We start from the raw sequence: 14,493 nt of genomic DNA on the forward strand, positions 1-14,493 counted from the left end.
ACGACCGCCATCGCAGCGTCACACGCCGACGGTGTCACATCACGGTCTGATCAAGGCAGCAGTGCGCGCACCGTGTCGATGGTGTCGGCCTCGACCGGATCCTTGTCCGGTCGATAGCGCACCACCCGGGCGAAGCGCAGGGCGACGCCGCCGGGGTAGCGCGGGCTGACCTGGACACCGTCCAGGGCGATTTCGACCACGAGTTGGGGCCACAGGTACACGGTGGACCGGTCACGGGCCCGCTCGTGTCGTGGGAATTCGGCTGTCTGCCAGTGCAATAGCGCGTCGGTCAGCCCCTTGAATGTCTTGCCGACCATCACCGGATCGCCGGTTTCCGGATCGCGCGCGCCGAGATGCAGATTCGACAGGTAGCCGGTGCGGCGACCGTAGCCCCACTCCGCGCCGAGCACGATCAGGTCGAGGGTGTGTGTCGGCTTGATCTTCTGCCAGGCCCGCCCGCGCCTGCCCGCCGCGTACGGTGCGGTCAACGACTTGATCATGACGCCCTCGTGGCCGGCCGCGAGCACACCGTCGAAGTATTCGGCGGCCGCTTCGGCGTCGGGCCGGATCAGCGCGGGAATGCTGTACGGCCCGGCCACCTTCATGAGCGCGGCGCGCCGTTCGGACAGCGGAGCATCGAGCAGGTCCCTGCCGTCCAGGTGCAGACAGTCGAAGAAGTAGGGGTGCAGCAGCAACTCCCGGGTGGAACTCACCTCGGCGAAGCGGCTCATGGTCTCCTGGAATGGACGCGGCCGCCCGGAGTCGGTGAGCGCGACCGTCTCCCCGTCCAGCACGACGCTGGCGCAAGCAAGTCCGGCGACCAGTTCCACCAACTCCGGCACCCCCGCGGTGATGTCACGCAGCGTCCTGGTGAACACCCGAACCTGATCGCCCTCCCGGTGCACCTGGATGCGGGCACCGTCCATTTTGTGCTCGACACTCACCTCGCCGTCGAATTCGGCCAGCGCCTCATCGAGCGTCGCGCCCGGCGAGGCGAGCATCGGCTGGATCGGACGGCCGACCTCCAGACGGAACCCGGCCAGCACCTCGGCTCCGCCGGTGAGCGCGGCCGCGGCGGTGACCGGCAACTGACCGGAAAGCATGTACGCTCTGCGCACCAAATCCGGCGGCACGTCCGCGGCCGCGGCCACCGCCTCGCCGACGACCGCCGTGAGCGCACCCTGCCGCAACTCGCCGGCCAGCAGTCGCAGGAGAAAGTTTTGTTCGCCGTGGGTCGCGGCGGACCACAGCGCCACGAGCAGTTCCTTGCGCCGGGCCGTCGAGCCGGGGCCCGCGGTCTCGGACAGATCGCTCAGCGCGGAGTTCACCGCCGAAACCGTCAGCGTCGCGACGGTTGCCGGTGCGCCGTCCATCGCGGTGAGCGTGCGCCAGCCCGTCCCGATCCGGCCCTGCGGCAGTTCGCCGGACAGCCAGGCGACCACCGGCGCCAGCTCCTCCGGCGCGGCCGACGTCAGCAGCTGCGCCAACGTGGCGATCTTCGTCTTTCGTGACCTGGTCGCTCGAACGGTCTCCGAGGCCTGCACGACATCCGAGAACAACACCTCTCGACGGTAACCCGCGGGTGTGACACATCGCTCGGAACGACTGCTAATTTGCCCTTGGCAGGTATGCGAAAGCGCCCATAAACTGGACATATGGCCAAGACTTATGTCGGAACGCGGCTACGCCAGCTGCGGACCGAACGAGGGCTGAGCCAGGTCTCACTCGCCCAGAAGCTGGAGATCTCGGCGAGCTATCTCAACCAGATCGAACACGACGTGCGCCCGCTGACCGTACCGGTGCTGCTGAAGATCAGCGAGATGTTCGGCGTCGACGCGACGTTTTTCTCCTCCCAGGACGACACCCGGCTCATCGCCGAACTCCAGGAGGTGGTGATGGACCAGGAGCTGGGCATCGAGGCCGACACCCAGGAGATCGCGGACATGATCTCGGCGCACCCGAGCATGGCCCGCGCGCTGGTCAACATGCACAACCGTTACCGCAACACCTCCGCCCAGCTTGCGGCCGCCACCGAGGACCGGTTCGCCGATGGCGCGGGCAGCGCGGCGATCAGCAAACCGCACGAGGAGGTGCGCGACTACTTCTACCAGCGGCAGAACTACATCCACGCCTTGGATACGGCCGCGGAGGACCTCACCGCGCGCATCCGATTCCACGGTGGCGACGTGAGCAGCGAGGTCGCCAGGATGCTGCGCGCCCACGACGTGCGGATCATCGAGCGCATCGACCTCGGCGACGGCGTGCTGCACCGCTACGACCCGCAGACCCAGCACCTCGAGATCGCGCCGCACCTCTCCGGTGGACAGCGCACCTTCAAGTTGGCCGCCGAGCTGGCCTACTTCGAGTGCGGGGAGCTGCTCGACAAGCTGGTCGAGGAGGGCAATTTCGCGTCCGAGGACGCCCGCAAGCTGGCCATGCTCGGCCTTGCCAACTACTTTGCCGCGGCAATGGTGCTGCCGTACACGCATTTTCACGAGGTTGCCGAGGATTTCCGCTACGACATCGAGCGGCTGTCGGCGTTCTTCACTCAGAGCTACGAGACCATCTGCCACCGTCTGTCCACGCTGCAACGACCGACATTGCGCGGCGTCCCGTTCTCCTTCGTCCGGGTGGACCGGGCGGGAAATATGTCGAAACGCCAGTCCGCCACAGGCTTCCACTTTTCCGCCAGCGGCGGCACCTGCCCCCTGTGGAACGTCTACGAGACCTTCGCCTATCCCGGCAAGATCATGACGCAGATCGCTCAAATGCCCGACGGCCGCAAATACCTGTGGGTGGCCCGCACGGTGGAGCGCCGCGCCACCCGCTACGGGCAGCCGAGCAAGACCTTCGCGATCGGCCTCGGTTGCGAACTACGACACGCAGGCCGCGTGATCTACGCCGACGGCATCGATCTGGACGAAGCCCAAGCCACCCCGATCGGCGCGGGCTGCCGCGTGTGTGAACGTGCCAACTGCCCCCAACGAGCCTTCCCTCCACTCGGCAAGGTCCTCGACATCAGCGAACACCGCAGCTCGGTCTCCCCGTACGTGCTGAAGTAGTCACGGTTGGGTTCGGGAGTCGTCACGGTTGCGTTCGGGTTCTGTGTCGGCGAGCATCGCGGCCCAGCAGATTCCCGGCCGCATTGTGGGCCCGGTCATTTCGAAGAGCGAACGATCAATCCGCCTTCACCTCCCGACGCAACCACACCGGCCCTACTCCCGCTTTCGAGCACAGCAAGACCGAGCATTGCCCGTTCGCGGCCCGGCTCGCGTCCGAGCGGCCGGCGCGTCCGCGACGAAGTCGCCAGCGTCGGTCGCTCGGACGCGAGCCATGAGAGGGCCGCGAACACGCGGCGCCGCAGGCGCCGCCGATCAAACACAGCCGATCAAACACGGCGGCCGACCAGGGTCAGGCCGAGCGCGGCGACCAGGAGCAGGGAAAGGGTCCAGGCAAGAACCGAAAAGCCTTGCGGTGCAGCAACCGCGGCGACCAGCGGGCCCACGGTGGCACCCACGTAAAAGCTGAACATGGCGACCGACATGGCGGCGGCGCGCGACTCGCCACCCAATTCGCCCGCGCTCTGCAGAACCGCGGGGGCGATAACCCCGAGGCCGCCGACCAGGATCGCGAGTAGCACGGTAAGCACCGCAAGGTGCGTCCCCTCGAACGCGGCCGCCACCATCGCCGAGGCCGCGATCAGGACGCCGAGCACGATCTGGGCGTGCTTCGACAGCCGGGCCAGCGGGACGGCCAGCAGCGGCAGTGCCATCATCACCGGGAGCGCTCCAGCACGCAGGGCGAGCAGCTCACCCGATCCCTTGACGATGCCGGTGAGTTCCAAGCCGGTGTAGATCCCGACCATCACCGCCATGCTCATCGCACCGGCTACGAGCATCGGTAGCAGCGGCGTGATGCGCAGCACCGCGGGGATCGCGGCATAGCTGTGCCGCAGCGGAAGGTCCCGCCCCGTTGGCACGTCGCCGAGCATCACGCTGCGCAACACCAGCGCCAGCACAGCGAAACCGCCAGCGCCACCGATGAAGACGGCGTGCCAGTGGAACGAACCGACTACCGCCTGCGAGACGATCTGCGCGACCACCGTCGCCGCGAGGAACGATGTCGCCACCGACATGGTGACCACCGCGCGATGCGCGGGTGCGATGCGTGTGGCCACGTAGGCCATGATCGCGGGCGGAATCGAGCCGACGACCAGCCCCTGTATCACTCGTAGGCCGACGGCCAGTGGCGCACTGAACGCCAGTCCGGTCAATAGAGTGACCACCGAGGCGGCCAGCATGCCGGTGACCAGTACCCTGCGGTGGCCGTAGCGGTCGGACAACGGGCCGAACAACACGAAGCCGCCCGCGTAACCGAACGCGAACGCGCTGATGATCCAGGTCATCACGCCGGAGCCGACGCTCCAGTCGGCTTTCATGGCGTTGAAAAGGGGGATCGGGACATACATCTGGCCGGTGGCCAGCAGGGCGGACAGCACGAAGGCGGGCAGTGTGCGCCCGGTGTGGGCGCGCGGCGACGCGTTGCGGTGACGCGTGATGGCCGGGGTGTCGGCCGGAAGCTGATGAGTGGGCATAGCCATGTCATGACAGTAGGTCGACCAGTCGCACAATGTCAACCAAATAGTTGGTTTACGAAATGGTAAAGTGTGGCCCATGACGGCCACGATGAGACGGAGCGACGCCACCAAGCAGGCCCTCCTGCGCGCCGCGCGCGACGAATTCGCGCAATACGGCCTGGCCGGTGCCCGGGTAGACCGCATCGCGGAGGCGGCGGGCGTGAACAAGGAACGCATCTACGGCCTATTCGGCAGCAAGGACAAGTTGTTCGACGTCATCCTCATCGAGACCATGCGTGAGTTTCTGGACGTGGTCAAACCGTTGGCCGACACCGAACCGGGCTCATACGTCGGCAAGCTGTTCGATTATCACCGGCACAACCCGCAGCTGCTGCGGCTGCTGCTCTGGGAAGCGCTGCACCGCGGCGCGGACGCGCATGATATCGATGGCTGGCGGGCCGAGCACTATGTGCGCAAATTCGACCGCGCCCAAGAGCAATTCGACGTGGACTCCAGCCGCGCGGGCCGCCTACTGCTCGCACTGTGCGGCCTGGCCAACTGGTCGCACGCGGTACCGCAGACCACCCGGCTCCTGCTCGGCGAGGCCGCCGCGGAGGATAAGGACGCGACCCGCGAGTTCATGATGGAGTTCGCCAGGGCGGCGATGCGGCGCGACCCAGTCGTGGACGCCGACGAAGTGGCCGTCCCGGAAGTCGAATCGGTCAATGCCTTGACCACCGGCGAGATGTCCGATGTGGACCGGGCGGCACGCCGACTCCGCGACGCCCAAGCGGCCACCGAAGCCGCCCGCGACGACCTCGCCGCCGCCTTGCGCACCGCCCGCGCCGAGGGCGCGAGCGCCAACCAGCTGGCCAGACAGGTCTCCGGCACCCTCTCCCGCCCCGTCGTACTGAAACTCCTATCGACCCCCAGCACCTGACCGCGCGTACCGGCAAACGCGAAAATGCGTCGCTACGGTCCGCCGCTCGCGGATCAGAAGGCTGCCTCGTCCAAGGACATGATGTCGTTGTCGAGGGTGGTGATCACTCCCTTTACCGCCGTCAGTTGCGGTAGCACATTCTTTGCGAAGAAACTTGCCACAGCAACCTTTCCGGCGTAGAAGGCGCGGTCCTTCTCCGGCGCGTCGGCCGCGAGGGCCGCGGCCGCGATCTCCGCTTGGACCAACAGTCGCCAGCCGATAATCAGGTCACCGACCGCGAGCAGGTAGCGCACCGAACCGAGGCCGATTTTGTACAGTTCGGTCGGCGACTGTTGCGCGGCCATCAGAAAACCGGTGAGCGTGGCGGTCATCGTCTGCACGTCGGCCGAGGCCGTGTGCAGCAACTGCCGCTCGGCCTCGAACCGGCCGGTCTTCGCGTCGAGGAAGGCCGCGATCCGGCGGTTGAGGTGGTCCAGCGCCACACCCTTGTCGCGGACGATCTTGCGGAAGAAGAAGTCCTGCGCCTGGATGGCGGTGGTGCCCTCGTACAACGAGTCGATCTTCGCGTCCCGGATGTACTGCTCGATCGGGTAATCCTGGAGATAACCCGAACCGCCGAAAGTCTGCAGCGACTCGGTCAGGTACTGGTAGGCCCGCTCGGAACCGACGCCCTTGACGATCGGCAGCAGTAAGTCGTTCACCCGGTGCGCCATGTCGGCGTCCGCGCCCGAAACCAGCTGCGCCACATCGGCGTTCTGGTGGGCCGCGGTGTACAGGTACACGGCGCGCAGACCCTCGGCGTACGCCTTCTGGGTGGCCAGCGAACGACGCACATCCGGGTGCTGGCTGATGGCGACCCGGGGCGCGGCCTTGTCGGTCATCTGGGTCAGATCCGCGCCTTGTACCCGCTGCTTGGCGTAACCGAGGGCGTGCAGGTAGCCGGTCGACAGCGTCCCCGAGGCTTTGATGCCGACCATCATGCGCGCGTTCTCGATCACCTGGAACATCTGCGCGATGCCGTTGTGCACCTCGCCGACCAGCCAGCCCTTGGCCGGCACGTCGGTGCCACCAAAAGTCAGCTCGCAGGTGGGCGAGGACTTCAGGCCCATCTTGTGCTCGACCCCGGTGACGTACACACCGTTGCGGTCGCCGAGTTCCAGCGTCTCGTGGTCGAATAGGAACTTCGGCACGTAGAACAGCGAGAGGCCCTTGGTTCCAGGGCCCGCCCCCTCCGGCCGGGCCAGCACCAGGTGGAAGACATTCTCGGCGGTGTCGCCGACCTCGGCACCCGAGATGAAGCGCTTCACGCCCTCGATGTGCCAGGACCCGTCCTCCTGCCGGATGGCTTTGGTGCGGCCCGCGCCGACGTCCGAGCCCGCGTCCGGCTCGGTCAACACCATGGTGCCCTGCCAGCCCTTCTCGAGGCCGAGGGTGGCCCAGTGCTTCTGCTGCTCGGTGCCGACGTTGTACAGCACGGAGCCCATCACCGGACCCATGTTGAAGAAGGAGGCCGAAGGGTTGGCGGAGGTGATCATCTCCGCGACCGCCCACACCAACGCCGCAGGCGCAGGGATGCCGCCCATACCCTCGGGCATGCCCAACCGGCTCCAGCCCGCGTCCCGCACGGCGGCGATCGTCTTGCGGAGCGGCTCCGGAACAGCGATAGAGAAGGTGTTCGCGTCGTAGACCACCGGATCGCGGTCGGCCGCCGCGAAGGACTCCGCCACGGGCCCCTCGGCCAGCCGCCGCACCTCGGACAGGATCTCTCGGGCCGTGTCGGAGTCGAGGTCACCATAGGCGCCGGTATCCAGGAGCTTGTCCAGCTCGAGCACTTCGAACAGGTTGAACTCGATGTCTCGTAGGTTCGCCTTGTAGTGCCCCACCTCGTCCTCCTCGACTCGCGACTGCACGGCCCATTGTGCGGATCGTGGGTTCTGACGTCGTACAAATCGAAGCGTGCCGCACGGCGGCGACGCTACGCAACCGTAGACACACCCCCCTAGGCAGCGTGGAGTTTCCGACCTCGCACCAGATCACCCACTGTCGACCGCAAACGTTCACATCGACGAAACAGACGAAACCGACTCGTGACCGAGAGATATTCCGGCGCAATAACTTCTGTCTACCGTTCGCATCACGAATACAGCCGCTGTATACAGCCTGGTCTACCGCCGTGACCGGCGCGAAAGGCGGCGTACTCGATGCGGCGCGAACCCAGCGCCGCCGCACCACCTGATGAGGAGAAGGGTTCCGCCCCATGCCAGATTCCCGTGCCATCCATCGACACCGCTCCACGCGCATGGTCAAGGCGGTGGCGATACCGACCGCGGTCGCACTCGCCGGCCTGTTGCTGACTGCGTGTGGTGCCAAGGACGACGCCTCGACTACCGGCTCGAATTCCGTGTCCTGCGTCGACACGTCGAAGGACACGATCAAGGTCGGTTCGCTGCACTCGCTGTCCGGCACCATGGCCATTTCCGAGGTAACGGTCGCCAACTCGACCAAGCTGGCCGTGGATCAGATCAACGCCGCGGGCGGCGTCCTGGGCAAGAAGGTCGAGTTGGTGCTCGAGGACGGCGCCTCGGACCCGAAGACCTTCGCGGAGAAGGCGGAAAAACTGATCAGCTCCGACTGCGTCGCGGCCGTGTTCGGCGGGTGGACCTCGTCGAGCCGCAAGGCCATGAAGCCGAAGTTCGAGAGCCTGAACTCGCTGCTCTACTACCCCGTCCAATACGAGGGCCTGGAGGACAGCAAGAACATCTTCTACACCGGTGCGACCACCAACCAGCAGATCATCCCCGCGCTGGACTACCTGAAGCAGAAGGGCATCACCTCCCTCTACCTGGTCGGCAGCGACTACGTCTTCCCGCAGACCGCCAATCGCGAGATCAAGGCTTACGCCGCGGCCAACGGCATCGAGATCAAGGGCGAGGACTACACCCCGCTGGGTTCGACCGACTTCTCCACCATCGTGAACAAGGTCCGCACCGCGAAGGCCGGCGCGGTGTTCAACACCCTCAACGGCGACTCCAACGTCGCCTTCTTTCGCGAGTACACCAACGCGGGCCTGAAAGCCGCCGACATGCCGGTGGTTTCGGTATCCATCGCCGAAGAGGAAGTCGCGGGCATCGGCGCGCAGAACGTCGCAGGACAGCTGACCGCCTGGAATTACTACCAGACCGTCGACACCCCCGTGAACAACAAGTTCGTCGCGGACTACAAGGCCGCGTACGGTGCCGACAAGCCGACCTCGGACCCGATGGAAGCCGCCTACGCCTCGGTCTACCTGTGGAAGAACACGGTCGAGAAGGCGAAGTCGTTCAAGGTGGCGGATATCCAGGCCGCCGCCGACGGCGTGACCTTCGAGGCACCGGAGGGCCTGGTCACCATCGATGGCTCCAACCACCACATCACCAAAACCGCCCGCATCGGCGAGATCCGTCCGGACGGACTCATCTACACCATGTGGGACTCAGGCAAGGCAATCACACCGGACCCCTACCTGAAGTCCTACGACTGGGCCAAAGAACTGAAGTAAGTGCCCCATCGCAGAACCTGGACGGCGCAAGGAGGCCAGCGGCGGTTGAACCGAACCACTGGACGCTCGAGCAACCACCACAGCGAGCCTTACGAGCGCCGTTCGCGCCCGCGCGGCCAAAGACACAGGAGTTCCTTATGGACGTTGTGATCGGCCAGCTCTTCACCGGGCTGAGCCTGGGATCGATTCTCTTGCTCGCAGCGCTCGGGCTTTCGCTGACTTTCGGTCAGATGGGCGTGATCAACATGGCGCACGGCGAGTTCATCATGGCCGGGTGCTACACGACTTACGTGGTGCAGAAGGTCATCTCGTCGGCGGGTGTCTCGCTCGTCGTCTCGCTGCTCATCGGTTTCCTGGTCGGTGGGCTGCTCGGCGCGGCGTTGGAGATGGGCCTGATTCGTTGGATGTACGACCGGCCGCTGGACACCTTGCTGGTCACCTTCGGTGTCGGGTTGGTGTTGCAACAGTTCGCCCGCGACATCTTCGGCGCGCCCGCCAAGAACGTCGTCGCGCCCGGATGGCTCAGCGGCGGCGTCACGATTATGGGCGCGGTGGTGCCGAGGACCCGCATCTTCATTCTCGTCCTCGCGGTCGCCGTGGTGACCACGCTTGCCGCAGTGCTCGCGACGACACCGATGGGGCGGCGGATCCGCGCCGTGGTGCAGAACCGAGGACTGGCCGAAACGTCCGGTGTCTCCAGCCGTTTCACCGACATCAGTACCTTCTTCATCGGCTCCGGGCTGGCCGGTGTGGCCGGTGTGGCGCTCACACTGATCGGTTCCACCAGCCCGACGATCGGCCAGAGCTATCTGATCGACGCGTTCCTCGTGGTGGTCATCGGCGGGCTGGGCCAGATCAAGGGCACGGTGATCGCAGCGTTCGCCCTCGGCCTGCTCAATTCCTATATCGAATATTCGACCACCGCGTCCATCGCGAAGGTCGTCGCCTTCGTCATCATCGTCATCTTCTTGCAGGTCCGTCCGCAGGGCCTGTTCACCGTCCGCACAAGGAGTCTCGCATGACTTCACTCGTACAACGGTGGCGCGCGCACTCCTCGCTGACCGCTCTGGCCGGTTTCACGGTCGCCGCCCTACTGCTGTTCGCGGTCGCCCCCGCGGTGCTCAGCGACTTCCGGCTCAACTTGCTCGCGAAGTTCCTCTGCTTCGCGATCGTCGCGGTCGGCATCGGATTGGCCTGGGGCCGTGGTGGAATGTTGACCCTGGGTCAGGGTGTATTCTTCGGCATCGGCGCCTACGTCATGGCGATGCATCTGCAAATCGCGGACGCGGCCCGGCTCGGTAACGACGTGCCGGAGTTCATGGAGATCGCCGGTATCCGCGAATTGCCCTCGTTCTGGACGCCGTTCGCGTCCGCTCCGGTGACGCTGCTGGGCATTCTCGTGCTGCCCGCGCTGATCGCCGCGGTGCTCGGCTACGGCGTGTTCAAGCGCCGAGTCAAGGGTGCCTACTTCGCCATCCTCAGCCAGGCACTTGCTGCCGCGCTGGCCATCTTGCTCACCGGCCGGCAGACCATCGGCGGCTTCACCGGCCTGTCAGATTTCCGCGCCTTCTTCGGCTTCAAGCTGTCCGACCCGGCGAACCGGCAGATGCTGTTCTTCATCGCGGCGGGCACCCTGCTGGGTGTGGTCGCTCTGGTGCGGCAGGTGATGCACAGCAGGTATGGCGAACTGCTGGTCGCCGTGCGCGACCAGGAGGAGCGGGTGCGCTTCTTGGGTTACGACCCGGCGAACGTGAAGATCGTCGCCTACGTGGTCGCCGCGTTCTTCGCGGGCATCGCCGGTGCGCTGTTCACCCCGATCGTCGGCATCATCTCGCCCGCCGACATCGGCGTCGTTCCGTCTATCGCGTTCCTCATCGGCGTCGCGATCGGCGGCCGCACCACCCTGCTCGGGCCGGTGCTGGGCGCGATCGGCGTGGCGTGGGCTCAGACGGCGTTCTCCGAGGAGTTCCCCTCCGGCTGGACTTACCTGCAAGGCGTGCTGTTCATCGTAGTGGTCGGCTTCGTCCCGGCCGGACTCGCCGGACTGTGGCCGATGCTGAAAGGCGTACTGGACAGCAGGTTCCGGCGTTCGGCACCGGTCGTGGTGACCGAAGTGCTACCCGAAGCCGACCCCTCGGCGGAGAAGGTGGAATCCCGATGACCGAGACGACCCGACCCGAACTCGGCGGCAACGCCGGAATGTCCAGTGAGTACCTCGAAATCCGTGGTCTGTCGGTGAGTTTCGACGGCTTCAAGGCCGTCACCGGCGTGGACCTGACGGTGTTGCAGGGCGACCTGCGATTTCTCATCGGCCCCAATGGGGCGGGCAAGACCACGCTCATCGACGCGATCACCGGACTGGTCGCAGCGACCGGATCAGCGCAGAAGAGCGGCATCGAACTGCTCGGCAAGAAGGTGCACCAGATCGCCAGACTCGGCATCGGGCGGACGTTTCAGACCGCGAGTGTGTTCGAGCAGCTCAGCGTGCTACAGAATCTCGATATCGCGGCGGGTGCGGGCCGCTCGACGCTTACCATGCTGCGGCGGCGCAAGTCGGTGCTGCCCGGCATCGAGGACGCGCTCGAGACCATCGGCCTCGCCGGCCTGCGCGACCAACCCGCGGGGGTGCTGGCACACGGGCAGAAGCAGTGGCTGGAGATCGGCATGCTGCTGGTGCAGAACGCCTCGGTACTGCTGCTGGACGAACCGGTCGCGGGCATGAGTGCCGAAGAGCGGGAGGAGACCGGGAACCTGTTGCGCCGGGTCGGTGCCGAACGTGTCGTCGTCGTGGTCGAGCACGACATGGACTTCATGCGTGCCTTCGCCACCTCGGTGACCGTGCTGGCGGGCGGCACCGTGCTCAGCGAGGGCACCGTCGAGGAGGTGCAGGCGGACCCGAGGGTGCAGGAGGTGTACTTGGGTACAGCCGCTGCCGTCGGGACCGGAGCTGGAAGACGAAACGACCATGCAGGGCAAGGAGTCCGCTGATGCTCGAGCTGATCGATATCCACTCCGGCTACGGCCGTACCGAAGTGATCCACGACGTCTCGGTGACGGTTCCGGCCAACAGCGTGGTCGCCGTCATGGGGCACAACGGGGCGGGTAAGACCACGTTGCTGCGCACCGCCGTCGGCCTGATCGGCACGAAGTCGGGGCGGATCGAATTCGACGGAGAAACCATCACCAAGCTGACCCCGTCTCGGCGGGTGCGCCGCGGCATCGCCTACGTGCCGCAGGGGCAGCAAAGCTTTCCACAGCTGACCACCGCGGAGAACCTGCAGGTCGTCGCAGATGGACGGAAGCGGGGCAAGGCGCTGATCGACGAGTCGCTCGACCTCTTCCCCGCGCTGCGTGACCTGCTCACCCGCAAGGCGGGTCTGCTTTCCGGAGGCCAGCGCCAGCAACTCGCGATCGCGAGGGCGTTGATCACCGAGCCGAAGCTGCTCATCCTCGACGAGCCGACCGAGGGCATCCAGCCGTCGGTGGTCGACGAGATCGAGCGCACCATCATTGATCTCACCCGGCGCGGCGGGTTGAGTGTGCTGCTGGTCGAGCAGCACATCGGCTTCGCGCTGCAGGCGGCGCAGCGCTACTACGTCCTGCGATCCGGCCGGGTCACCTCCACCGGGGCAGGCGGCGCGGGCGCGGAGACCGCGGTCCGCTCGGCGATGGCGATCTGAGCGCCGCCATGACCCGCCACAGGGGTCGGATCCCGTTGAGCGAGCGCGTGTACGACTCGCTGCGCCGGGATCTGGCCACCGGAGCGATTGTGCCGACCGAACGGCTCGGCGAAGAACGTCTCGCCGAGATCTACGAGGTGTCGCGCACCCCGGTGCGCGAGGCGCTGGCGCGGTTGCAAGCCGAGGGGCTGGTCGAGCGGCTCTCCGACGGCCTGTACCCGTACCGGCCTCGGCTGGATGAACTCGATCACCTCTACGAGTTGCGGATTGTGCTGGAGGCCAGGGGGATGCAGCGGGTGCGGACCGGAGGACCCGGGTCGACGCCCGCGCACGACCTGGATCTGGTGCGCGCGGAACTCGAAACCTGGTGCGCTTTGCGCGACGATCCGCCCGAGCCCGGCCCCGGGCTGGTGGCCGCCGACGAACGGTTCCACACCACGTTGCTGGCCGCGGCGGGCAACGCCGCCCTTGCCGACGCGCTCGCCGCCGTGCACGTCCGAGTACGCCCGGTGCGCACACTGGACCTGCCCACCCCGGACCGGATCGCCACGATGACCGCCGAGCACATCGCGATCGCGGAGCATTTGCTGACCGGGGCGGTCGACGCCGCGCTCGAGACTCTCACCACCCATATCGATATCTCGCGGGCACATGTGCTCGCCCGAGCGCAGCACGCGCTGCGGCTCACCAAACTGGGCAGGGCCGTGCGGGATTGACGTTCAGCAGTTCGATTGGAACGGCCAGCACTCGGCCGGACGGTACGGCGGCGGCGATGGTGTCGGACTCATCGTGGTGGTGTCGGCAGCCGGGGCCTGCTGCGCCGAATCGTGGGCCAGCGCGGTGGCGATCACTCCGAGCACGAGCACCATGCCGACAACCGCGACGGCGACCACGGTCCAGCCCGCGTATGCCTGTTGTCTGGTCGCGACACCCGGAGTCGGCTCGACTCGCGGTTTCGGTTGGCGCGCGATGGTGGTCGTCGCCTCCGGCACGTTCTCCTCGAATCCCGCGTCGATCAGCTCGGTGCGGGGCGGGACAAGGTCGGCGAGGCCCAGCGCGTGACACGCGCCGATCACCCGGTCCGCGGTCCAGTTGCGCGGGCCCGCGGAGAAGCCCTCCAGATAGATGCGCAGCTCGGTCGCGTCCGCGACATTGCCGACGACGACATCCAGGCCGGGCCGCAGAGTGGTGCGCGAAGGGCGCACCACCGCGCCACGAAACGGAATGAGCACGACGGCTCCGCTGATGTGCCCCGGGTCCTGCAGCGACCGCTCGAGCATGTGCTTCACGGCGTAGATGCCGTGTTCCACTCGAGCGGACGGGCTTCCGGAACCGAGGTCGTCCAGCTGCACCGGGGCGTCGCTGATCTTCCACGGTCCGTCGGCGGGAATGCTGAGGATGCCACTCTGTCTGCGTTCGAACCCGTGTACCTCGAGCACGGTGAGCCCCCGCGGCGTCCATACCACCGCGTCGATCCGCCGGTTGTCCGCCTCCAGGTCGATCATGGCGAGCCCGGTCGTCGGATACGACCGCAGGCACGCGACGAATTCTTGCTCGGCGCCGGAAAGTTGCGCTCCGGACCTGACCCTCACCAGCATCTGTTCCCCTGCCGACCTGTTGCGTACACCTGGGTGCGGGCATCCTTTTGTGGCCGCGGCGACTCGCACCGGTACTGATGATGACGGTGTACGCCGCCGAAAACCACTGGAAAGCATAAGAATGCTTCCGCGATCCGGGGACTACCGCAAGGTAGGCTCAC

12 protein-coding genes are annotated in these 14,493 nt (G+C 66.4%); 8 read left to right on the top strand and 4 right to left on the bottom strand.

The features are described from left to right. Positions 1–50: 50 nt before the first annotated feature. Positions 51–1,562, bottom strand: a complete 1,512-nt coding sequence (locus tag OH799_RS21905; protein ID WP_406267156.1) for an ATP-dependent DNA ligase — start codon at positions 1,560–1,562, stop codon at positions 51–53. Between the two features lie 93 nt (positions 1,563–1,655). On the opposite strand from OH799_RS21905, the gene ramB reads away from it, so the two are divergent. After that, positions 1,656–3,062 carry an acetate metabolism transcriptional regulator RamB gene (ramB, locus tag OH799_RS21910; RefSeq protein WP_357259819.1) on the top strand — a complete coding sequence of 469 codons (1,407 nt, stop codon included), beginning with the start codon at positions 1,656–1,658 and terminating at the stop codon, positions 3,060–3,062. A gap of 326 nt (positions 3,063–3,388) precedes the next feature. Here the strand turns inward: ramB and OH799_RS21915 are convergent, their stop codons facing one another. Beyond that, complete coding sequence (locus OH799_RS21915) at positions 3,389–4,600, bottom strand: MFS transporter (RefSeq protein ID WP_406267160.1); 1,212 nt, start codon at positions 4,598–4,600, stop codon at positions 3,389–3,391. A 73-nt stretch (positions 4,601–4,673) separates the two neighbouring features. Between OH799_RS21915 and OH799_RS21920 the strand changes: the two genes are divergently transcribed. Then, a complete protein-coding gene (locus tag OH799_RS21920) occupies positions 4,674–5,516 on the top strand; it encodes a TetR/AcrR family transcriptional regulator (RefSeq protein ID WP_406267163.1) in 843 nt (280 codons plus the stop codon). 53 nt (positions 5,517–5,569) lie between these two features. On the opposite strand, the gene OH799_RS21925 is transcribed toward OH799_RS21920, so the two are convergent. Then, complete coding sequence (locus OH799_RS21925; protein ID WP_406282364.1) at positions 5,570–7,399, bottom strand: acyl-CoA dehydrogenase; 1,830 nt, start codon at positions 7,397–7,399, stop codon at positions 5,570–5,572. Positions 7,400–7,815: 416 nt separating this feature from the next. Here OH799_RS21925 and urtA point away from each other — a divergent pair, with 416 nt between their 5' ends. The 6 genes from urtA to OH799_RS21955 all read left to right on the top strand — a co-directional run bounded on the left by urtA (position 7,816) and on the right by OH799_RS21955 (position 13,450). Then, positions 7,816–9,054 (top strand): urea ABC transporter substrate-binding protein, encoded by a 1,239-nt coding sequence (gene urtA, locus OH799_RS21930; RefSeq protein WP_406282367.1) that lies wholly within the window; start codon positions 7,816–7,818, stop codon positions 9,052–9,054. A gap of 137 nt (positions 9,055–9,191) precedes the next feature. Continuing rightward, positions 9,192–10,076: an urea ABC transporter permease subunit UrtB gene (gene urtB, locus OH799_RS21935; RefSeq protein ID WP_406267166.1), complete on the top strand. Its 885-nt coding sequence runs from the start codon at positions 9,192–9,194 to the stop codon at positions 10,074–10,076. Next, on the top strand, positions 10,073–11,215 hold the full coding sequence (gene urtC, locus OH799_RS21940; protein WP_406267169.1) for an urea ABC transporter permease subunit UrtC: 1,143 nt from the start codon (positions 10,073–10,075) through the stop codon (positions 11,213–11,215). Before urtB ends, urtC begins: the two co-directional genes overlap by 4 nt. Beyond that, the gene (gene urtD, locus OH799_RS21945) at positions 11,212–12,042 is read left to right on the top strand and encodes an urea ABC transporter ATP-binding protein UrtD (RefSeq protein WP_406267172.1); all 831 of its coding nucleotides are present in this window, start codon (positions 11,212–11,214) and stop codon (positions 12,040–12,042) included. The genes urtC and urtD overlap by 4 nt, the downstream gene beginning before the upstream one ends. Then, positions 12,042–12,734 carry an urea ABC transporter ATP-binding subunit UrtE gene (gene urtE / locus OH799_RS21950; protein ID WP_406267175.1) on the top strand — a complete coding sequence of 231 codons (693 nt, stop codon included), beginning with the start codon at positions 12,042–12,044 and terminating at the stop codon, positions 12,732–12,734. The genes urtD and urtE overlap by 1 nt, the downstream gene beginning before the upstream one ends. 8 nt (positions 12,735–12,742) lie before the next feature. Continuing rightward, the gene (locus OH799_RS21955) at positions 12,743–13,450 is read left to right on the top strand and encodes a GntR family transcriptional regulator (RefSeq protein WP_406267178.1); all 708 of its coding nucleotides are present in this window, start codon (positions 12,743–12,745) and stop codon (positions 13,448–13,450) included. A 3-nt stretch (positions 13,451–13,453) separates the two neighbouring features. Here the strand turns inward: OH799_RS21955 and OH799_RS21960 are convergent, their stop codons facing one another. Continuing rightward, positions 13,454–14,332 (bottom strand): NERD domain-containing protein, encoded by an 879-nt coding sequence (locus OH799_RS21960; RefSeq protein ID WP_406267181.1) that lies wholly within the window; start codon positions 14,330–14,332, stop codon positions 13,454–13,456. Between the last annotated feature and the right edge of the window lie 161 nt (positions 14,333–14,493).

It is taken from the genome of Nocardia sp. NBC_00881 (genome assembly GCF_045207455.1).
Taxonomy (GTDB): Bacteria; Actinomycetota; Actinomycetes; order Mycobacteriales; family Mycobacteriaceae; genus Nocardia.

Excerpts from the sequence above, each read along its gene's own strand:
- ramB (WP_357259819.1), top strand. The coding sequence starts at position 1,656 with ATGGCCAAGACTTATGTCGGAACGCGGCTACGCCAGCTGCGGACCGAA.
- urtD (WP_406267172.1), top strand. The coding sequence starts at position 11,212 with ATGACCGAGACGACCCGACCCGAACTCGGCGGCAACGCCGGAATGTCC.
- OH799_RS21915 (WP_406267160.1), bottom strand. The coding sequence starts at position 4,600 with ATGGCTATGCCCACTCATCAGCTTCCGGCCGACACCCCGGCCATCACG.
- OH799_RS21955 (WP_406267178.1), top strand. The coding sequence starts at position 12,743 with ATGACCCGCCACAGGGGTCGGATCCCGTTGAGCGAGCGCGTGTACGAC.
- urtE (WP_406267175.1), top strand. The coding sequence starts at position 12,042 with ATGCTCGAGCTGATCGATATCCACTCCGGCTACGGCCGTACCGAAGTG.
- urtB (WP_406267166.1), top strand. The coding sequence starts at position 9,192 with ATGGACGTTGTGATCGGCCAGCTCTTCACCGGGCTGAGCCTGGGATCG.
- OH799_RS21960 (WP_406267181.1), bottom strand. The coding sequence starts at position 14,332 with ATGCTGGTGAGGGTCAGGTCCGGAGCGCAACTTTCCGGCGCCGAGCAA.
- urtC (WP_406267169.1), top strand. The coding sequence starts at position 10,073 with ATGACTTCACTCGTACAACGGTGGCGCGCGCACTCCTCGCTGACCGCT.
- urtA (WP_406282367.1), top strand. The coding sequence starts at position 7,816 with ATGGTCAAGGCGGTGGCGATACCGACCGCGGTCGCACTCGCCGGCCTG.
- OH799_RS21920 (WP_406267163.1), top strand. The coding sequence starts at position 4,674 with ATGACGGCCACGATGAGACGGAGCGACGCCACCAAGCAGGCCCTCCTG.